The sequence below is a fragment of the Lactobacillus ultunensis DSM 16047 genome, from assembly GCF_001436305.1.
GTDB classification, from domain to species: domain Bacteria; phylum Bacillota; class Bacilli; order Lactobacillales; family Lactobacillaceae; genus Lactobacillus; species Lactobacillus ultunensis.
Genome location: NZ_AZFO01000012.1, coordinates 25,072 through 46,399, shown reverse-complemented (window position 1 = coordinate 46,399; position 21,328 = coordinate 25,072). Strand labels below are relative to the sequence as shown.

The 21,328-nt window shown below is 36.9% G+C and carries 22 protein-coding genes; 3 read left to right on the top strand and 19 right to left on the bottom strand.

Annotated features, from left to right (window positions below; translation table 11 throughout):
- Positions 1-33: 33 nt before the first annotated feature.
- The 6 genes from FC57_RS05045 to FC57_RS05020 all read right to left on the bottom strand — a co-directional run bounded on the left by FC57_RS05045 (position 34) and on the right by FC57_RS05020 (position 4,874).
- Entirely contained in the window at positions 34-690 is a 657-nt protein-coding gene (locus tag FC57_RS05045; RefSeq protein WP_007125180.1) for a nitroreductase, read from the bottom strand.
- A 51-nt stretch (positions 691-741) separates the two neighbouring features.
- Complete coding sequence (locus FC57_RS05040; protein WP_007125179.1) at positions 742-1,008, bottom strand: hypothetical protein; 267 nt, start codon at positions 1,006-1,008, stop codon at positions 742-744.
- A 126-nt stretch (positions 1,009-1,134) separates the two neighbouring features.
- Positions 1,135-1,620: a PTS sugar transporter subunit IIA gene (locus tag FC57_RS05035; RefSeq protein ID WP_007125178.1), complete on the bottom strand. Its 486-nt coding sequence runs from the start codon at positions 1,618-1,620 to the stop codon at positions 1,135-1,137.
- Between the two features lie 20 nt (positions 1,621-1,640).
- Positions 1,641-2,138, bottom strand: coding sequence for a hypothetical protein (locus FC57_RS05030; RefSeq protein WP_040529341.1), 498 nt, complete (start codon positions 2,136-2,138; stop codon positions 1,641-1,643).
- Positions 2,125-2,934 (bottom strand): MurR/RpiR family transcriptional regulator, encoded by an 810-nt coding sequence (locus tag FC57_RS05025; protein ID WP_007125176.1) that lies wholly within the window; start codon positions 2,932-2,934, stop codon positions 2,125-2,127. Before FC57_RS05025 ends, FC57_RS05030 begins: the two co-directional genes overlap by 14 nt.
- Positions 2,935-2,993: 59 nt before the next feature.
- On the bottom strand, positions 2,994-4,874 hold the full coding sequence (locus FC57_RS05020; RefSeq protein WP_007125175.1) for a PTS sugar transporter subunit IIBC: 1,881 nt from the start codon (positions 4,872-4,874) through the stop codon (positions 2,994-2,996).
- Positions 4,875-5,431: 557 nt separating this feature from the next.
- Here FC57_RS05020 and FC57_RS05015 point away from each other — a divergent pair.
- On the top strand, positions 5,432-6,238 hold the full coding sequence (locus FC57_RS05015) for a Cof-type HAD-IIB family hydrolase (RefSeq protein WP_007125174.1): 807 nt from the start codon (positions 5,432-5,434) through the stop codon (positions 6,236-6,238).
- Positions 6,239-6,279: 41 nt separating this feature from the next.
- Here the strand turns inward: FC57_RS05015 and FC57_RS05010 are convergent, their stop codons facing one another.
- Both FC57_RS05010 and FC57_RS05005 read right to left on the bottom strand, forming a co-directional pair.
- Positions 6,280-7,128 carry a patatin-like phospholipase family protein gene (locus tag FC57_RS05010; protein WP_007125173.1) on the bottom strand — a complete coding sequence of 283 codons (849 nt, stop codon included), beginning with the start codon at positions 7,126-7,128 and terminating at the stop codon, positions 6,280-6,282.
- Positions 7,129-7,189: 61 nt separating this feature from the next.
- Entirely contained in the window at positions 7,190-9,589 is a 2,400-nt protein-coding gene (locus FC57_RS05005; RefSeq protein ID WP_007125172.1) for a phosphoketolase family protein, read from the bottom strand.
- 296 nt (positions 9,590-9,885) lie between these two features.
- On the opposite strand from FC57_RS05005, the gene FC57_RS05000 reads away from it, so the two are divergent.
- Positions 9,886-10,650, top strand: coding sequence for a DeoR/GlpR family DNA-binding transcription regulator (locus tag FC57_RS05000; protein WP_007125171.1), 765 nt, complete (start codon positions 9,886-9,888; stop codon positions 10,648-10,650).
- Positions 10,651-10,655: 5 nt separating this feature from the next.
- Complete coding sequence (locus FC57_RS04995) at positions 10,656-11,024, top strand: bacteriocin immunity protein (RefSeq protein WP_007125170.1); 369 nt, start codon at positions 10,656-10,658, stop codon at positions 11,022-11,024.
- 92 nt (positions 11,025-11,116) lie between these two features.
- On the opposite strand, the gene FC57_RS04990 is transcribed toward FC57_RS04995, so the two are convergent.
- The 11 genes from FC57_RS04990 to FC57_RS04940 all read right to left on the bottom strand — a co-directional run bounded on the left by FC57_RS04990 (position 11,117) and on the right by FC57_RS04940 (position 21,198).
- Positions 11,117-12,646, bottom strand: coding sequence for an Nramp family divalent metal transporter (locus FC57_RS04990; RefSeq protein ID WP_007125169.1), 1,530 nt, complete (start codon positions 12,644-12,646; stop codon positions 11,117-11,119).
- A gap of 11 nt (positions 12,647-12,657) precedes the next feature.
- Positions 12,658-12,981, bottom strand: a complete 324-nt coding sequence (locus FC57_RS04985) for a metal-sulfur cluster assembly factor (protein ID WP_007125168.1) — start codon at positions 12,979-12,981, stop codon at positions 12,658-12,660.
- The gene (gene sufB / locus FC57_RS04980; RefSeq protein WP_007125167.1) at positions 12,981-14,384 is read right to left on the bottom strand and encodes a Fe-S cluster assembly protein SufB; all 1,404 of its coding nucleotides are present in this window, start codon (positions 14,382-14,384) and stop codon (positions 12,981-12,983) included. Before sufB ends, FC57_RS04985 begins: the two co-directional genes overlap by 1 nt.
- Positions 14,377-14,838 carry a Fe-S cluster assembly sulfur transfer protein SufU gene (gene sufU / locus FC57_RS04975; protein ID WP_007125166.1) on the bottom strand — a complete coding sequence of 154 codons (462 nt, stop codon included), beginning with the start codon at positions 14,836-14,838 and terminating at the stop codon, positions 14,377-14,379. The genes sufB and sufU overlap by 8 nt, the downstream gene beginning before the upstream one ends.
- Positions 14,825-16,063 carry an aminotransferase class V-fold PLP-dependent enzyme gene (locus FC57_RS04970; RefSeq protein ID WP_007125165.1) on the bottom strand — a complete coding sequence of 413 codons (1,239 nt, stop codon included), beginning with the start codon at positions 16,061-16,063 and terminating at the stop codon, positions 14,825-14,827. The genes sufU and FC57_RS04970 overlap by 14 nt, the downstream gene beginning before the upstream one ends.
- A complete protein-coding gene (sufD, locus tag FC57_RS04965) occupies positions 16,038-17,315 on the bottom strand; it encodes a Fe-S cluster assembly protein SufD (RefSeq protein WP_007125164.1) in 1,278 nt (425 codons plus the stop codon). Before sufD ends, FC57_RS04970 begins: the two co-directional genes overlap by 26 nt.
- 11 nt (positions 17,316-17,326) lie before the next feature.
- The gene (sufC, locus tag FC57_RS04960; protein WP_007125163.1) at positions 17,327-18,121 is read right to left on the bottom strand and encodes a Fe-S cluster assembly ATPase SufC; all 795 of its coding nucleotides are present in this window, start codon (positions 18,119-18,121) and stop codon (positions 17,327-17,329) included.
- A gap of 153 nt (positions 18,122-18,274) precedes the next feature.
- On the bottom strand, positions 18,275-19,381 hold the full coding sequence (locus FC57_RS04955) for a PTS fructose transporter subunit IIC (RefSeq protein ID WP_007125162.1): 1,107 nt from the start codon (positions 19,379-19,381) through the stop codon (positions 18,275-18,277).
- Between the two features lie 24 nt (positions 19,382-19,405).
- Complete coding sequence (locus FC57_RS04950; protein ID WP_007125161.1) at positions 19,406-19,720, bottom strand: PTS fructose-like transporter subunit IIB; 315 nt, start codon at positions 19,718-19,720, stop codon at positions 19,406-19,408.
- A gap of 1 nt (position 19,721) precedes the next feature.
- Positions 19,722-20,198, bottom strand: coding sequence for a PTS sugar transporter subunit IIA (locus tag FC57_RS04945; protein WP_007125160.1), 477 nt, complete (start codon positions 20,196-20,198; stop codon positions 19,722-19,724).
- Positions 20,199-20,496: 298 nt separating this feature from the next.
- Complete coding sequence (locus FC57_RS04940; protein WP_040529338.1) at positions 20,497-21,198, bottom strand: fructose-6-phosphate aldolase; 702 nt, start codon at positions 21,196-21,198, stop codon at positions 20,497-20,499.
- Positions 21,199-21,328 lie beyond the last annotated feature (130 nt).

Genomic DNA, 21,328 nt, shown 5'->3' with positions numbered 1-21,328 from the left:
GCTAAAATAGTTCAGTTTTACACAAGCAGTACACTATTTAGTTATTTTATAAATCTTATTAAACGGAACTCTCTTTGGAATAAAGACAGGATCATTAACTTCAGCATTCTTATCAATGTAGCCAATTGCTATTGCCATTCCTACTGATTCGTCTTCAGGAATTCTAGCATATTTTCTAACTAGATCCGGATATGAAACCATTGAGTGAGCTGGCATAATACCTAAGCCACGGTTAATAGCTAATAACATAATACTTTGTGCAAAAATTCCTAAATCAAAAACTGACCAAGCTGGTGACTTTTTAGGAATGGTTAGGAAAATAATAGCTGGTGCATTAAATGTAGTCTTATTGGCTTCAGTAAATAAATGTAGCTTATTTCTAAAGAAGAAGCTTTGAGAAGCACCCATCATTGCCATATTGCTACTTGGGAAAGTATCCCAATCAAGTGAAAGCATAGCAGCAAAATCTTCATTCGGCTTAACCTTATTATCCATGTTCTCTGCAGCTGCTTTCTTAAAGCCTTCAAGTGCATCCCCCATAATCACATAGGCACGCCATGGTTGTGAATTAAGTAATGATGGTGATTGCTGTGCTTTTTCTATAATTTCCGCAATAGCTTTTTCGGGAACTCTTCTGTTAGTAAATCGACGGGTTACATGTTCATTTTGAAAAACTTCTTTAAAATTCATCTTTACTCAAATCCTTCTTTTAAAAATAATTTACTCTGTAAAATTGTTTATCTATTTTTCCTCTGTTTCAGCTTTCTTACGTTCTTCCTCTTGTTTTTTGATCAAGGCGCTCATCGCTAGATCATTCTTACGCATAGCAATAAAAGCTGTAATAGTTAAGGTTAATCCGCCAATACAGATCAGCAGGAGTCCCAGTGGAAACAGAAATACTGCTCCTTTTGGAATAAACGATGCTTTAATTATCCAACATGCCATACCCAACAGCATAAAAATAATTCCTACAATAACCGCTTTGGTATTTGGACGATATTTTTTCATTAACCAGCCCTCGCTTTCTCTTATTTATATATTAACAAAAAAAGCTTAACTTCACTTAAGAAGCTAAGCTTAAAACCATTTTTTTAATTAGTCTATTAAATTTCATACAAGAGAGGGGAAAGCTGACTAATTAAATTCTACAGTTTGTACTTTTTGGGAATGTTGGACCGTACCCTTTTCAACTGGGGTAACGGACTTTACAAGATCCATGTTGGTATAAACGACGATACAACTGTCATCGTATCCTTTATCTGTAATCATCTTGAAATCCATCGTACCTAAAGGTTGACCCTTTTCAACTTTATCGCCTTGTTTAACGTCTACTGTAAACGGAGCACCTTTTAATTCAACTGTATCAAGACCTAAGTGAATTAAGATTTCTAATCCATCATCAGTTTTAATACCAATGGCGTGCTTAGTTGGAAAGAGCGTAGAAATAGTGCCACTAACAGGAGCATAAATATTTTTGTCTGATGGCTTAATAGCAAAACCATCACCCAACATCTTAGTTGAGAAAACATCATCTTTCACATCAGTGATTGGCATTACTTCACCATCAACCACTGCAGCTACTTCTAAACCTTTATTCTTCTTTTTAAAGAAATTAAACATAATTCATAACCTCTGGATTTCTAAAATTCAAGTAACAATATCAACATAAAGCAACCGAATAATAAGATTGCAGAAACAAGTGATGCAGTCATTATTATTGGATTAACACTGTCTTGTGTCTTTTTTAAGCTCTTGGCTTTGTACATTCCCAATACAGCCAAAATAACACAGAGCAGATTACCTACAAATACCTGACCAATCATTTGACTTATCATCAAGAAACGATAAGTCTGCCGATTAATCAAAAGTTTTTGTCTATTCAACAAAAGATAATAGCCTAACACAAAGTCAACAATAGCAATTATAGTACCAATAGCGACTGCTGGCTGCTTCATAATGATCATTCTCATCGACTGGCCAGACGCTCCACTTCGCATTGCTATCAGTGCCCAGAATAATAATGGAGCAATGAACAATATGTAGGAATACCAAGTAAGAATTTTCTTAGTATCCAAATGCATCCCCTGAGTCATTCGGCCAAGGAAATTACCAAATTTGCGTTTACTAATTGCCCACATTAACTTCCACATCCTCTCTTTGGCTTTGATGCCAAGCTACGTACTCACTAATCAATAAATCAATCAAATAATATGCTGGGGTAAAAGCCACTTTGCCACTCTTATAATCACCATCATCGGTAAAGGCGATAGTTGGGAAATATATGTTATGTTGAACCAATGAAGCTAACTTATTTTGCTTCATGTCGGTAAATGACACATATTTGAATTTATCATTCACTAATTCCAATTTAGTGATTTCTTCATTGATTGTTTTATTATCACCTGTAAAGGAGATGATGAATAAAACATCACCTTTTTTTGCAAAACGACTTGCTGCTTTTAATTCATCTAAGGCAGACGGGAGAACCGTTGCATGTTTGCCAACTACAAACAATTCGTGAGCTAAATATTGTGCAATTAGTTCTTGCTGCCACCCAGTCGAGTAAATATATATGGTTCCAGCGTTATCTAAGTCAGCGTACAAACTATTAAAATCTCGCTGTTTAAAATATTTTAGAACATCATCATTTACTTTACTGAGTTCCCGCGCAAAATTATTTTCAATCTTGATTGGTTGTTGCCTCGATTGAGCTAACTCAACCAAGTCAAATTTTAATTCACTGTAGCCACTTAGCCCTAACTTTTTGCATAGCCGAAATATTGCAGATTCGGATACATAGAGCTTCTTTGCAAGCTTGGCCAGACTAAGCTTGCTACAGTCTTTCGGATTATTTAAAACAAACTGAACTATCTGTTTTTCAGAATCATTTAGTTTACTACTCTTGTCATAGACCATTGATCTTAAATCTGCCATAACACCGTGCCCTTATCAATATATAATTTATACATTAATAATAACACAAGCGCTTTCAATTATAGTAATTGTTTCATTTGATCAACGACTTGATCGGCATCCAATCCGACAACGATGTCAATTTCATTATTGTCCTTATGTTGAACTTCGTAAGAATCTGCGATCTTCTTGAATTCTGAATCAGCAGCTACTTTCTTAGTGTCAAAGACATGAGCTCTTACTCTAGTTGAGCAGGCAATGACATCTTTGATGTTTGAATCGCCACCAAGAAGGTCAACGATACCAGTAGCTCTTTCGATGTATGGATTATCTTGTTCAGTTGAAACCTTAGCAGTATTACCGCTTTGTTGCATCAATTGATTCATTTCATCAAGAACTTGTGGTACGTCAAGACCTACAATAACTTGAATAGCCTTGCCGTGGTGAACAACGTTAACAGCCTTGTTAGCCTTAAATTGTGAGTCTGGAGCAACCTTTGAAGGATCAGCAACAGATACACGTAATCTAGTAGCACATGATGACAATTCAGTAATGTTTGAAGCACCACCTAATAAGTCAAGGTAAGCAGTGGCTCTTGCAATGTAAGGGTCGCTAGCATCCTTGCCAGCAGCTTTAGCAGACATCTTTTGCTTGTATTCTTTCTTATTGATTAATTTAACATCCTGGTCATCAGCTTCACGACCTGGAGTGATATAATTAAATTTCTCAATCATGAATTTAAAAATAAAGAAAGTAAGAATACCACAAATAATGCCAACAATAAACTGCATTACATAAATTTTCCAATGGTTTTCCCATAACGGTAACCAGTTCATTGATGCTATACCAATAGCACCATCACACATATAACCTCTTAAACCAAAGAGATACATTATTGTATTCATTGTTGCTGACATCACGGAATAGATAATCCATAATACTGGTGCAGCGAACAAATAAGTAAAGTCAATAGGTTCAGTAATACCTGCTAAAACAGAAGTTAAAGCAGCTGGAATAAGTAAAGCTGAAGTTTGTTTCTTCTTGTTCTTCTTAGCAGTTACGTAGAAGGCAAGACAGATAAATGGTACTAAAAATACCTTTTCGTTACCATAAAGTTGAAATCCTTCAACGGAAGCAATTTGTGAAAGTGGTTTTGTACTTGCTGCGTATTCAGCTAAGTGTTTTAACCAGTATGGTTGAAGACCGCCGGCAACTACAGCTGGCCCTAATTGAAATGGAATGTATACTAAGTGGTGAAGTCCCGTAGGAATTAATACACGGTTTAAAAATTCATAAATCCAAATACCGATAGCACCACTATTTACAATAAAATGTTGCATACTACTAATGCCCATTTGGACTTTTGGCCAACCCCAACAAGTAACAATTGCTAAAGGAATCATAGCAAAAAAGCCAAGAAAATAAACATAAGTTGAACCTTGAAATGTACCTAACCAATCAGGCAATTTCTTGTCAAAGTATTTATTATGTAACCAAGTTACAATCAAAGCTACAACTAAAGCCCCTAAAATACTAGTATCAAGTGTTTTAATGCCAGCAATATTAGTTAATCCACTATTAGTTGAGTTAGCAACAATTTGAATCTTTGCAAAATTAGGAATACCAAATGCTGTACCCCAGTGAGTAAGCATAGCGCCAATAAAGTAGTTGTAAGTCAAATAAGTAATTACTGACTCCATGGCTGCTCTACCTCTCGCTTTGTTAGCTAAGCCGATAGGCAAACCTACCGTAAATAAAATACCTTCTTGGTTGAAGACTGTCCAACCACCGGCTGAAATTGTGTCCCAAACTGAGTTCCATGCTGTTCCTGGATTGGCAATTGAGCCAAACAATGTTGGGTTATTGAACAAGCTCCCGAGGGCTACGACAATACCCGCAAATGAGAACAGCATAACTGGGACGAACATGGCGGCCCCAAACCGCTGAATCTTTTGCATCATAATCTTTTACCTCTGAAGAAAAAATTAACTTAATAACTTATTCTTGCATCTACACCTATTTTTATTTCCTCAAATTAGCTAGTTGTAAGGTGCTCGAACAACTGGCAGCTATTTATGATTAGCTCACAAATATTACTCCTCAAAACTAATTGTTTAAGATAGAAAACCTAAACGATCAACTTTAGCTTTATCTCTATCTCAGTAGCTAGCTTACATTTTATTTATACCATAGTTTTTAGCTTATGTAAGCGTTTTTTGAAAAAGCTGAAATACTCTTTCATGCTTTTCAATCAATATTTCATTTGCTGAAATATTTTTCAGGCATCATAATCTAACTAGACCAATTATTTCAGCTATACTAAATCCCTTGCTAGCGTATGTTTAAGAAAAAACTTTACATACGAATATTTGCTGTCAAATTATATACTCGCATTATCATCTATTTATACATACAAAATTTGTTGCAAAATATTTCATCTTTGAACTAAAAAAATACTAGCAAATCAGCTAAAGCTTTCTGTATAATGTAAGCAGTTACATAAGTTAGGAGTTTTTTTATGGCAATTAAGTTTATTGCATTAGATACAGATGGCACTTTACTCGATTCAAACGGTCAAATCTTACCTAGTACTAAGAAAGCTATCAAAAATGCGTTAAATCACGGTATTAAGGTTGCCCTTTGTTCCGGTCGTCCTATTGCTGGTTTAGAGCATTTTATGAAAGAAGTAGGTATTGTTGGCCCTGACCAATATGCAATTACTCTAAACGGAGCTATCACTAGAACAGCTGACGGTAAAGTAATGACTGAAGACTTGGTTTCAAATCAGCTTTATCGGAAAATGTATGATTATGGTAAAAAGAATCATATCCCATTTAATGTAGTGAGTCCTGATTCTAAAATTATTACAGGTGACCATGATGTCGATCTAATGGTATATACGCAGGCGTATGAGAATTCAGCTACTCTGTATATTCGCGAACCAGATGAACTACCAGTAAACTTTGCGGTGGCTAAGGGATGCTTTGTCGGTCGTGCTGACTTAATGGATCATTGGGAAAGCAAAATAAGACAAAAATTTGGTCAAGATTCATATGTAGTACGTGCTGATCCTCATTTTGTTGAATTGCTTCACCCTAATGTAAATAAAGGCAACGGTCTAAAAGAATTGACTGAAAAATTAGGAATTAAGCCAGCAGAAGTTATGGCAATTGGGGATGAACGAAACGATATTTCCATGTTTAACTTTGCTGGAACAGCTGTATGCATGGGAAACGGGTCTGAAGAAGTAAAAAAGCATGCCGATTATGTTACCACTTCTAATGATGAAGATGGCATCAGCAATACTTTTAAGAAATTTTTGTAAATTAAATAGGATTTGGCAAATCAATACCAAATCCTATTTTTTTAATTATCCAAATAATCTTTCAAAGCAGGCAAGATTTTCTTTCCCTCTTCACGTCCAACTTGATAAACACGTTTAATCTCATTTTTATCCTGTTCCAAAGTACCAATTTTCAATGGAAACGGCGGACGAATAATAAATGTCTTCCCTGCTTCTTCATCTTGATCCATCTGATCAAGCACTGCATTATAATCCTCTGCTCTAGTAGATAACTTCTTCAATACAGCTGGATATTCTCGCAATAAAACTTTTTCTAATGGAAAAAGCTTACTTTGCTTCTTCCTATACCCTTTAGGCTGGGTAGTAATCACTACTTTTTTAGTGAAATCATTTTTCTGCAAAAAATCATAGGGAACCGAATCTGAAACGCCACCATCAAAATAATAGCGACCACCAATTGCTACTGGATGGGCAAAAAATGGAATAGATGATGAAGCTCTAATCCATTCCAAATCTACATATCCTGCATCAGTCAATTTATGATAAACTGGTTCACCAGTTGCTGCATCTGTAGCTACGCACCAAAACTCCATTGGATTATTCTTAAACGTATGTTGATCAAATACATCCAACTTATCTGGCAAAACATGATAGCAAAAATTAGCCGCATATAAATTGCCTGAACGCCGCCAGGATTTCCAACTGGCATAATAAGGTTTACCTGCAAAACGCAAATTATAGCGTAATACACGTCCAATCTGTTTTGATTTCAAATTTACGCCAAAAGCTGCTCCAGCCGATACGCCAACTGCTGCGTTAAAAGTTACTTTGTTTTCCAATAAGATATCGATTACGCCGGCGGTGAACATTCCCCGCATTGCGCCACCTTCTAATACCAATCCGCTTCTCATTCTTACCTCCAAAAAAAGACCTATGTTTTTGACATAGGTCTAATTTATTATTATTTAACGATTACTTCAAGCCTTCCCATTGCCATTCAGTAACTTCTGGCATGTCTTTGCCATAATCACGAATGTATTGGTGGTGCTTTTCAAGCAAGTCATCCATCTGACTAATAAAGTCCGCATGCTTGCCCTTTAATTTTTCAACGCTTTCCACAGCATCTTTAGCCAAGTCAAAGCGATCAAGGTGGTTCAAGACACGCATATCAAATGGAGTAGTAATATCACCATTTTCTTCATAACAGTGAATATGAACATTATGACGATTGCGTGCAAACCAAATTGATTCCATCATCGTCTTGTAACCATGCCATGCAAAAATTACTGGTACATCACTTGGGAATAAACGATCGAATTCTTCATCAGAAATAGCATTCTTATTGTCCTTAGGTGACATTAACTTCATTACATCAACCACATTAATGTAACGAATCTTCAAGTCTGGAAACTTCTTATGCAAAATGTCAATCGCTGCCAAAGTTTCAATAGTTGGTTCAGTTTCAGTAGATGCAAAAACAACATCTGGCTTAGCACCCTTATCTGTTGAAGCCCAATCAACATAACCTAAACCATGATCAACTAACTTTTGTGCTTCTTCAATTGAGAACCATTGTGGACGTGGTTGCTTTGAAGTTACCAAAACATTAATGCATTCACGATCTTGCAATGCTTTGTTGCCCACTGCCAACAAAGTATTAGTATCGGATGGCAAGTACTCATGAATTAAATCTGGACGATTCTTTTCAAATAAGTGCGTCAAGACACCTGGATCTTGGTGGGTATAACCGTTGTGGTCTTGTTGGAAAACAGTTGAAGTAGCAACAAAGTTCAGTGATGGGTAATCATGACGCCAATATTGCTCTTTTGCTTTCCGTAACCACTTCATGTGTTGAGTAAGCATGGAATCAACTACACGACCAAATGCTTCATAAGTAGCAAAGAAACCATGACGACCAGTTAAAACATAACCTTCAAGGAAACCTTCATCTTGGTGCTCTGATAATTGAGAGTCGATTACCCGACCACTTGGGGCCAAGTTCTCATCGTTGGGTTCATGGATTTCTGGTTCCCATTGACGTTTTTGATCATCAAGCAATTTGAACAAACGGTTGGATTTAGATTCATCTGGACCGAAACCACGGAAAGTAGTTGGGTTAAGCTTAGCTACTTCATCCAGATATTTAGCCCATTCCACCATGTCTTGTGCTTCTACAGAACCTGGCTTATCAAACTTCAAGGCGAAGTCACGATAATCTGGCAGATTAAGTCTCTTAGGATTAAGACCACCATTGGTAATTGGGTTCATTGCCATTCTGTGGTCACCCTTAGCAGTATTTTCGGTAACAATATCCTTTGGTGAGCCATCCTCGTTGAACAATTCCTCAGGCTTGTAGCTTTCAAGCCAGTCAGTAAGCATATCTGCATGCTTCATATTACCTTGAGAAACTGGAATTGGAATTTGGTGAGCTCTAAATGAGTTTTCAATTGGGTTGCCATCCAAATCCTTCTTTGGACCAGTCCAACCCTTAGGGCATTGGAAAACAATCATTGGCCAATGTGGCAAAGTAGGATCATTATTCTCGCGAGCGTGCTTTTGAATAGCCTTGATTTCTTGGATAACTTCATCCATTGTCTTAGCCATTTCTTCATGTACTTGCATTGGATCCTTTTCACCATCAAAACGGCCGCCCTTGAAGACAGAAACAAAGTGGGGATCCCAACCCATACCACGGAAGTATTCAGTTAACTCTTGATCGCTCATTCTAGAAACGATAGTTGGGTTAGAAATCTTGAAACCATTAATTTGAATAATTGGCAAAACAGCACCATCTGTAATTGGATTAATAAACTTGTCACTAAACCAACTAGCTGTAAGAGGACCAGTTTCAGCTTCACCGTCACCAATTTCTACAGCAGCAATTACATCAGGGTTATCTAAAATTGCCCCTACACCGTGTGAAAGTGAGTAGCCTAATTCTCCACCTTCATGGATAGAACCTGGTGTTTCAGGAGCAGCATGTGAAGCAACACCGCCTGGAAAACTGAAGCGCTTGAATAATTTAGCCATTCCTTTTTCATCTTGAGTGATCTCAGGATAACGTTTAGTATATGAACCATCAAGATAAGAATTGGAAACCATTACCTGACCACCGTGACCTGAGCCTTCAATATAGAACATGTACAAATCATATTTCTTAAGTACACGGTTCAAGTGTGCATAAATAAAGTTCTGTGGTGCAATAGTGCCCCAGTGACCGATTGGTTTAGGTTTAACATCTTCTGCTACTAAAGGCGTCTTAAGCAAAGGGTTCTTCATTAAGAATAATTGACCAACTGATAAGTAGTTAGCTGCACGCCAATAAGCGTCAACGCTCTTTAAGTAGTCTTTAGAATCGTAATCAACTGTCATATTTTCTTCTCTCCTTATGAGCTATCTAAGAATGCTCTTTTTTAATCCTTTATTGATACTTCTATCATACCAATTAACTTATAAAATTCAATCATTTTCATAATTGGATCCTACCAATTTAAATAAGTCTTAAGATTTAAATCCGAATAGCCTTATCCTTGTGTTTACGCTATTTTTGCTTTTTAATATAAGTGTTTTGATGAGTAAATACTGATAAACACTGATAAACAAATGCAAAATGCTGATCAAGCAATTACAGCTTAGTCAGAAAATGATAGATTATGTGGTGAAGAGATATGACACAAGAAGAAAGATTAATAGCAATTAAAAAGCTGCTTGAAAAAAAACACCAGCTTTCAACTAGACAAATTGCTCAGCAATTCAATGTATCGTTTGATACAGCTCGGCGAGATGTGATTCATCTTACTTCAACTGGTCAAGCAATGCGTGTCCACGGAGGCTTGATGGAAATCAATCAAAGCAGCGTACCTGATTTTCTAGCGAGAAATCAAGTGCAATCACCTATTAAGCTAAAAATGGCTAAGATGGCCAAAAGATTCATCCATCCTGGTCAATGTGTCTTCATTGGTTCTTCGACAACACTAAAACAACTTTGCCCAATGCTTAATGGCATGGATATGCAGGTAATAACCAACTCAATTGATAATGCATTGAGTTTGCTTAATTCTGAAATACCATCTGTTAGATTATTGGGCGGCATTGTAAATAAATCACAACGTTACATCTATTCGGAAGCTGCTCTCGAAACGATTAGAAAAATCCATTTCAATACCGCTTTTATCGGAGCTTCTCGTATAAGAAATGATGGTGTATATGCACCGCGAATGGAAGACGCAGAAATGGTACGTACAGCAATTAAGCGAGCCAATCAAGTTGTTTTAGTAGCTGAAAAATTTAAGTTCACCAATCAATCTACTTCACCATATATGTCCGCTCCGTTAGATAAGATTGACGTATTAATCACTGACACGCCTCTACCACCGGAAATACGACAAGGTTTTAATTCAAAAACACAAATTATACCTGTATTAAAGGAGTAATTATCATGTTATTCAGTCTTTTTACCCAAAACAAACAAACGAAGTCCAATAACCAAGAAGTTTACCAAGATCTCAAAAAGTTTTATAACAGCTTTTTCAGCAATATTTATAATGAAATGAATATTGGACGCTATCGTCAAATTCGTGATGCGATTGGTTTAGTCATGAATAAGTTTGACAGCAATGATCATCCGCTTGAATACACCAGTAAATTAGTGATGTACATTCAAGCTAGAATTGCTTTAAGGCACTTGCGTCTGACTGATGAACAACAAGATTTAATGAAGAAATTAACGCAAGCTACAAAATATGTAAATCTTTCTTACGTTTATCTGAGTCCTATTGATTCAGAAAAACAATTTGTTAATATTTAGATAAAATCTAGAACTGCTCTAGATCAAAAAATGAATCCAAAAAAGGCATTACTCAAATTTTAATAGAGTAATGCCTTTCATTTTCATCAAATTCAATAATCTAATGCAAATCTTAAACGTCTAAAATCAAGATCAAGCATTTCAGCACATGTCCAACCCAGCAAGACCAAAATAAGTGCAATAACTGCATATGCAATATTCGTGGCCACTATAGGATCGACAATATCAAATGAAACAAACGTCTCTGGCAAATTATATAAGTTCAAAAATACTAGAATAAGTGAGCTACTCCAGCCTAATACTGAAAAGATTCTGCTATTAGCAAATTCGCCCATTAACTTTCTACTATCAGTCAAAATTAATAATGGAATAACCGTAAATGGTACTGCAAATGCTAGAAAGACTTGTGAATTTTCCATTAACATGTTCAAAGCAAAATGTTGTTTAGCTACGCTAGAATTAGCTGTTAAACTGACACAAATTAGTACAGGAATCACTGAAACTAATCTAGTCATTAATCTTCTAGCCCAAAGCGGCATATGCAAATGAATAAAACCTTCCATTACAATTTGGCCGGTTAATGTACCAGTAATCGTAGAGTTTTGCCCTGAAGCAAGTAAAGCAACTGCAAACAAGGTAGAAAGTATCCCCGTCTTAGCTACGCTAATTAACAAAGGATTGCTTAACATCCTTGTATTATTTAAAGCTGCGTATAAACCAAAGAAGGAACTGTCATGAACTGCACCACTCTTGAAAACGGCGGCCCCCATTACTAGTAACAATGAATTAATAATAAAAGCAATTGTTAATTGGATATTGGAATCCCATTCAGTAAAACGGACTGCTTGGCGAACACTCTTGGGATCGTTGTGATCCACTTTTCTAATTTGACTAATGCCAGAATGTAAATAAAAATTATGCGGCATCACAGTAGCACCAATAATTCCCAAGCTGCCACTCAATGGTGAAATTCCGCCTACTACGGGTGTTTTAGCCAGCATTTTTGAAGTAGGTAAAAAGCCTAATCCAATACTAGTCCAATCAGGATGAGCTAAGATAACTTCATAAGCAAACACTAAGAGAATGACCAAAATCAAACAAGAAACTAAGATTTCAATTTTTCTAAAACCGATTTTGCTCAAAAACAGCAACATTAATACATCTAGTACCGTGATAAAAGTCGCTAAAATTAACGGTATGTGGAAAAGTAAATTCAAAGCAATTGCTGCTCCAATTACCTCCGCAATATCAGTGGCCATAATTGCTAATTCCGCAATTATCCACAAGATAATGCTTAACACTTTATCCGTATGCAACCGAATTGCCTGGGCTAAATCAAGTTCTGTCACGATTCCTAATTTGGCGGACATATTTTGTAAAAGCATAGCCATCAAACTAGAGATTAAGATGGTAGAAATCAAAGTAAATTGAAAACTTTGACCACCATTGATCGATGTAGCCCAATTACCTGGATCCATGTAGCCTACAGCAACAAGAGCACCTGGTCCGGTATAAGCTAAAAGGGTTCGAAAAAAGCCCTTATTTTTTGGAACATTCACAGTGCCATTGATTTCTGCTAATGACTTATCATTTGCATATTTGAAGAGATGATATTGTTTCATTTTTCTTTATCCTAAAGATGGATTCCAAGAAGCATTCGTGCTTCTCTACTCATCTTATCTGGTGTCCATTGTGGATAATAGACCAATTTTGTTTCACACTTCTTTATTCCATCAATCGACATCGCTGCTTCATAAATTGATCCAGTCAAAACATCGATAATTGGACACCCCATAGTAGTTAAAGTCCAATTAATCTTGCAGACTCCTTGATCATCTACATCAATTTCATAGATCAAACCTAAGTCAACAAGTGATACGCCTAATTCTGGATCAATTACTTTCGCCAAAGCATCATAAACAGCTTTTTCTTTTTCGTTTAGTTTGCTAACATCCATTAGCCAATGGCTCCTTCCATTTGGAAACTAATCAATCGGTTAAGCTCCACTGCATATTCCATTGGCAATTGTTTAGTGAATGGTTCTACGAATCCCATAATGATCATTTCGGTAGCTTTCCTTTCAGGAATACCACGGCTTTCAAGATAATATAGTTCCTCATCAGAAACCTTGGATACCGTAGCTTCATGTTCCATCGCTACATGAGCGTTATTAATTTCATTAGTTGGAATTGTATCTGAAGATGATTGATCATCCATAATAATCGTGTCGCATTCAACGTGAGCTTTAGAACCGTCTGAATTTTTAGCAAACTTGACGCTACCACGGTAATCGGTTGAACCTCCACCTTTGGCAATTGACTTGGAAACAATTGAACTAGAGGTATTAGGTGCATTATGAAACATCCCTGCCCCAGAATCTTGATGAATGCCGTGATGTGCAACCGCAATTGAAAGCATCGTTCCGCGTGCACCCTCACCATTCAAATAAACACTAGGATACTTCATAGTAACTTTCGCACCTAAATTGCCGTCAACCCATTCCATCGTGGCATGCGCACCAGCTACAGCTCGCTTGGTTTCCAAACTATAAACATTATCTGACCAGTTTTGAATAGTAGTGTAACGACAATATGCATCATCCAACACATTGACTTCAACTACCGCAGCATGCAATGAATCAGATGAATACTGTGGAGCAGTACATCCTTCAACATAATCAAGATGTGCGCCCTTATCCACGATGATTAAAGTTCTTTCAAACTGACCAGAATTTTCAGCATTCAGTCTAAAGTAAGCTTGAACAGGAGTTGGCACCTTAACGCCTTTAGGTACGTAAATAAAGGTACCACCAGACCATACAGCGCCATTTAAGGCGGCAAACTTGTTAGAAGTTGGTTTTACTAATTTACCAAAATACTTTTTAAACAATTCTGGATATTGTTGCAAGGCGCTATCAGTATCCATAAAGACAATGCCTAGCTTATCGAATTGTTTTTTCATGTTGTGATAAACCATTTCTGATTCATACTGAGCAGCTGAACCAGCCAAGTACTTTCTTTCAGCTTGCGGTACACCTAAACGCTCAAAAGTTTCTTTGATATCTTCAGGTACGTCTTTCCAATCACGGTATTTTTTATCCGTCATTTTTTGATAGTAAAGCATATCCTTCAGATCAAGACCTGATAAATCTGGTCCAAAATTAGGCATTGCCATTTTTTGGTAGATCTTGAATGACTTTAAACGATAATCCAACATCCATTGTGGCTCATGTTTTTCTGCAGATATTTTCCTAACAACCTCTTCATTTAAACCACGTCCAGTTGAGAACTTCGGTTTCACATTATCGTGAAATCCATATTGATAATCTTCATCTTTTACAATGTCTTCTACCTTAGTCATTTTCTTCGTCCTCGTCTTTGCCTAACAAAATCCGCTCAAGTGCCCACCAGGCTAAAGTCGCACACTTGATTCTAGCTGGGAACATCATAATATTAGTCATTATTTGTGCATCCCCCAGCTTGGCAATCTCATCCTTGCTACAATCTTCGCCCATTGCCATCTTGGAAAAAATCTTAGCGATTTCTATTGCTTCATCTTTATTCTTTCCCTTAACAACCTGAGTCATTAAACTCGCAGAAGCTTGACTAATCGTACAGCCTTCTCCATTAAATTTGATTGCGGAAATCTCATTTTGATCATTCAAGTTGAGAAATAAATTCAATTTATCTCCACAGCTAGGGTTATACACTGTTGTTTGATAATCAGCATCAGCAAGACTGCCATGATTCTGTGGATTGTTTGCATTTTCTAAAATTACTTCACGGTATAAAGATTTAAGCCTATCTAAGCTCATTTTGGAAGAACTCCTTTATTTCTACTAATGCGCTCAACAACTTATCCGCTTCTTCTTGCGTATTGTAAATCGCAAAACTAGCTCTCACAGTACTTTCAACTCCTAGAGTTTCCATTAGAGGCTGTGCGCAATGATGACCAGCTCGCACTTCAATTCCTTCTAGATCTAGTGCTGTAGCCAAATCATGAGGATGAATACCTTGCATATTAAAAGAAATTACGCTGCTGCGTTCACTGATATTTTGAGGGCCATAAAACGTCAATCCTGCTATTTTTTGTATTTTTGGAAATACATAATCAATTAAATCTTGTTCATGTTGCCGAATCTTATCTAAACCAACATGTTCAATAAAATCAATTGCGCCTTCTAGGCCAATTACCCCTTCAATGTTTGGCGTGCCAGCTTCAAATTTTTGAGGAACAGGAGCCCACGTAGCACCCTCACGTGTTACATTAGCAATCATTTCACCGCCTAAACGATATGGTGGCATCTTCTCTAATAACTTTTTTCTCCCATATAAAACACCGATGCCATCAGGGCCAAACATTTTATGTCCAGAAAAAGCATAAAAATCAGCTTCTAGTTCTTGCACATTAACATCAAAATGACCGACCGCCTGCGCGCCATCCACGACAATAACTGCATTATTTTGATGAGCTAACTGAGCCAATTCTTTAATTGGATTAATGCATCCTAATACGTTGCTAACTTGGGCAACTGCTACAATTTTTGTTTTAGGCGTGATCTTCTTCTTAGCATCTGCTAAATCAAGCTTTTGTTCCTGATCTAATTCAATGAACTTAAGCTTAACATGTTTGCGCATCGCTAACTGTTGCCAAGGAAGTAAATTACTATGATGTTCCATGATGGAAACTACGATTTCATCCCCAGCCTGAATATTCTGCTCACCATAGGTATTAGCTACTAAATTCAAGCTATCAGTGCAACCACTAGTAAATACTATTTCACGTTCACTTTTGGCATGAATGAAATCTTTAACTTTCTTGCGCACGCTTTCGTAATACTTAGTAGCCCACATTCCTAAAGTATGAACACCACGATGGACATTAGCCCGATAAGTTTCGTCAAAATCCATCATTTTTTTACTAACTGACACAGGTATCTGCGCTGTAGCAGCATTATCTAAATAAATTAAGGGACTATCATTGATTTTGCGTTTTAATATAGGAAAACTATCCCTAATTTGCTTGATATTTTTGTCCATTAATCAATTTTCTTTCTAGAATATCAATCATCTTTTGCCGGACATCTTTATCTGGAACTGCATCCAGCACTGCACCCAAAAAGCCTCTAATAACTAATCTCTGTGCTTGATCATAAGGAATACCACGACTCATCAAATAATTCATTTGAACAGGATCAACTGGTCCCACACTTGCAGCGTGAGCAGCAATAACATCGTTTTCATCAATTAACAGTAATGGGTTTGCATCCCCACGAGCATCTGGTGACATCATCAATACTCTATTCTGTTGATCAGCTTTAGAGCCATGAGCTCCATGAACAATTTGACCAATCCCGTTAAAGATCAGCTTGGATTGATCTAACAGAACCCCACGCTGATTAATTAAACCCGTTGAATGAGGGCCACGATTCGTAACGCGATTATTGATAAAGGACTTTTGCTTACCACTAGTAACTGAAACCAATTGTGAGTTAGCATAGCTACCTTCGCCAACTAGCTCTGAATCAATTTCGCCTAAGGTATCACAAGAGTTCATCAATCCAATAGCCCATTCAACATGCGCATCTTTTTCAATCTTGGCATGACGATCAAAGTAAAAGGTAGTCTTCTTGCTTAATTCTTCTACTGATGAAAATTCAACATGACTGCCTGGCTTAGCAATAATTTCTACCATCATATTCGCAATATTGCTTTCTTCGCCAACTGTAGTTAAGTGTTGCAAAAAACGACAACTGCTATTACTATCTGCCACGATCAGCAAATGTTGGTACCAATTCAATTTTTTAGTACTGTCTTGAATTAGCTTGACCTCAATCGGATCATCTAAAACGACATTTTTAGGAATGTAAAGCAAAATTCCGCTGTTTAAATAAGCCAAATGCTCCGCGTTTAATTTATTTTCATCACCTTTAATTACTTCGGTCATGAAATATTTACGCATAAAATCAGGCAAATCACGAAACGCATCAAATAGATCAACTAATACTACGCCTTTATTAGCCATCTCTGGTGATAAGTTAGTTTGAATAGTATCTGTCCCAAACTGAATCAGATTAGTTTCAAAATCTTCTGTAACATTTTCACTACTTGTATCATTAGCGCATATAGTTTTTGGTTTGTTTGCAAAATCTACATCACCAGGATGAAAGTGTTCCATCTTAGGCATAGCTAATTGAGAAATTTGTTCTTGAGCCTTTTCTCTTCTTTTAGTAAGCCAGGAAGGTTCATGATTTTCCTCACTTAATTTAATTAATTGCGCCTTCTCATCCATGAGATAGCCTCCTAATCTTCATCAACTAATTTGATATGAAAACCTAATTCGTCGCGCAGGCCAGCATAGCCTTCATTTTCAAGACGTTTAGCCAGTTCAGGGCCACCATCTTTGACAACACGACCACCCATCATAACGTGGACTACATCAGGAACAATGTAGTTTAGCAATCTTTGATAATGCGTAATAATTAATGAACCAAAGTTGTCACCACGCATCGCATTAACTCCACGTGATACGACTTTCAAAGCATCGATATCAAGTCCAGAATCAATTTCATCTAAGATCGCAAATTGAGGTTTGATCATGAGCAGCTGCAAGATTTCATTTCTCTTCTTTTCACCACCTGAAAAGCCTTCGTTCAAGTAGCGCTCAGTCATTGCTTCATTCATATCAAGCAGATTAAGATTCTTGTCCAATTCTTTTAAGAATTCAGTAACTGGCATTGGATTGTCTTTTGGACGACGAACGTTAATGGCTGTTCTCAAGAATTCCGCATTCGTCACACCAGGAACTTCAGCAGGATACTGCATTGCTAAAAATAATCCTTTACGAGCACGTTCATCTACTGGCATACTTAAGATACTTTCACCGTTTAACAAAATATCGCCTTGGATCACATGATAATGCGGATTGCCCATAATAGTTTCAGATAAAGTTGATTTTCCTGTACCGTTTGGACCCATGATGGCGTGAATCTCGCCAGTTTTAAGGGTCATATTTACGCCTTTCAAAATTTCCTTCATCTTTTTCTTTTCTTCATCTTTGACTTCAACGTGTAAGTCCTTAATCTCCAGAACTGACATAATTATGCTTCCTTTCGGCTTTAAACATTCTTTCTTTTGAAACTATTATAGCTTACGTTAGCAATTTTATAAAGGGAATTCGTAATTTTATTCATTTAATTACCAAATACAAAAAGAAGAAGTAGTGGATTTATTACTTCTCCTCTTCATTTATTATTTCATAACAGATAGATTAAGATTATCTAAATCTGCAGTATCTTCTTCTTTAGGCTTCTTTTCTTCTACCTTTATATTTTTCTTCAATAAAATAGTAAGGACAGCCGTTATTGCAATTCCGACTACGGACCCCAAAATATAAGCCCATGGCTTAGTTGCAGTGAAGATTACGATCCAACCACCCCATGGAGCTGGATTTCCCGCACCTAATCCCATTGCAATAGCAGAACCAATTGCAGAACCAATACAGTTAGCAGGAATGACTCTTACTGGGTCATCTGCTGCAAACGGAATTGCACCTTCTGTAATTCCCACTAGTCCAAGAATAATCGCAACTTTACCTTCTTCTCGTTCATCTTTTTCAAATTTCTTAGGTGCAATAAGAGTAGCTACTCCCATAGCAATAGGTGGAATACCAATTGCTACACCTATTCCTGCCATCATTGCTAAAGCAGCTTGTGAAGGTTGACCATTAGCACCTAAAGTACCTACCATAGCAACACCAAAACTAAAGGCCACTTTATTTAATGGACCACCCATATCAAAAGCGATCATTGCTCCTAAAATCAAACCCAGAATAATCATGTTGCTACCACTCATACTGTTTAACCAACTAGTCAGCCATTTCATAAGGCTAGAAATTGGTTGTCCTAAAATTACAATCATGATCCAGCCCACTATTAATGTACTAATAAGAGGGATTACCATAATTGGCATTACAGACTTTAAACTCTTGGGCACTTTAATTTTCTTTAAGTAAAATACGATTAAACCTGCTAGCCAACCTGAAATTAATCCTCCAATAAAGCCAGCACCAATATTTACTGAAATCATTCCTCCGATTAAGCCTGGCGCAATACCACCACGATCAGCCATCGAGTATGCAATATAAGCCGATAAAACAGGTACCATTAATCCAAGTCCAGTTGACCCGATAGTGGCTATCGGAGCCCATATTCCTGTTTTAGGTACTGCTGCTTTGCCTGAAAGCAAAACACTAATGGCTAATAAAACACCTCCGGCAACAACAATTGGAATCATGTAAGAAACGCCCGTCATTAGATGCGTTCTCGTGCCTTTAATTAATTGCTTAAAATCATTCATCGTTCATCACCATCACAATCTTGTCTAATTCGTACCAACTTTTTCCTCCAATTTTTTAATTAATGCTGGACTTTGATTAATTAGCATCCCTGTTTTTACTCTTAAAACTAACTTCCCTTTGAATCTTTCTTCATTCTTAATACCAATATCTGTAGTTAAAATAACTACATCTGCTTCTTGAATGTATTCAGGATCCAATTCATGTTCAATGCCAATTTGTCCTTGCGTTTCCACATGACACTCATCTCCAGCATCTTTAGCTGCAACTTGAAGTGCTTCCGCTGCCATATAAGTATGAGCAACTCCTGATGGACATGCTGTAACTGCTGCAATTTTCATTTTAAAAATCCTCCACTGTTTCTTTTTTCTCTAAAGAATTTCCTAATAAATTCAAAACCTCATTCACGCTATTTGCCTGAAACATTGCTTCTCTGAACTCTTCATGTATCAATTTACGCGATAGCTCTGACAACAATCTCAAATGATCATCACCCTTACTACTTTCAGGCACCGCAATTTGAAAAATCATCTTAACCGGTTTACCATCCATTGAGTTCCAATCTACAGGCTGCTTAAGACGTCCAATTATTACTGATACATCTTTTACTGCATCAGTTTTGCCATGAGGAATGGCAATTCCAAAGCCAATTCCTGTAGTAGCTGTAGCCTCTCGAGCTTTAACATTTTCAATATATTCTTCCTTATCGTTTAGCCTGCCATCCTTATCTAATATATCTGCTAAACGATTAAAGACCTCTTCTTTGCTCTTAGCATCTAAGTCCAGTACTACTAAGTTCTTGTCAATTACGTTTACCATCTTTGGCCTCCAATACTCTGTTTATTACTCATGTCTCTCTGTTCATCAATTATTGTATGCGCTTTCATCAGTCTTCCATAGCTTTTGCAAAGTCTTATACTACATTAACGATCTGCTAACCTACCTATTTATGAGCTTTCTCGACTTTTTACTAGGAAATCCAATATTTCAATTTTGCACTTTTGTGCATCTTTTAGAAAGATGTGCTTAACAGAGCAAAAAAAGAGGCTGAAAATTGATTTTCAACCTCTTTTATTAAATAAATCGAAGAGAAGATATCTTAAATGATGACTTTTTATCAGTCCTTATCCTTTTGTGATGCTAATGCCGTAATTGAGCTGCCTTTGCCATAAACTGATTCCCAATCGCTCTTGAAATCATCTACAGCCTTGTCAATCGCTGGCATCCCTAAACCACTAGCCATTACATCAGGCCCCATAGTAATTGCTTGAGCACCATTTCTAATGGCATTGTTCACTTCTTCTACGTTATGGAAGCTAGCTGCCAAAATCTTACTCTTGCTGTGGTCGCGTTCAATTTGGTTAGCCACGTTTCTAATAAATGCTGCAGCATCAATATTCATATTGCGCATTCTATTATAGTAAGGTGCAATATAATCAGCGCCACAGGTCATAGCCATATATGCTTGAAATTCTGTGTATACGCCAGTTGCAGTGATTCTTCTGCCTTCATTTTTCAAAGTCTTAATCGCTGCCAAACCTTGTTCTGTGGTAGGGATTTTAACATAGACGTCCTTATCAATCTCATCCCAGATAGTATAAGCATCTTGAACAAATTCATCTTTGGTCTTACCAACTGCTTGAACGTGAAGCTTGGCGTTCTGACCAATAATTTGTCGAATTTCTTTCATGTGATTAAAGAAGTCAATCTTGCCTTCTTTTTTAACAATAGTTGGATTAGTGGTTACACCAGCCAGATTAATCACATCAACGTATTTTTTAATTGCAACAATATTTGCAGTGTCTAACAAAATTTCCATAATAAACCTCGATATTTTTAAATTCTTTGATTTCTTTTGACACTTTAAATATAGCATGAGCTTACGTTCGAAACATCAATCTGAAAAAGCAATTTATTAAAACGGATCGTCAAGCCTAATCCAATAAGCT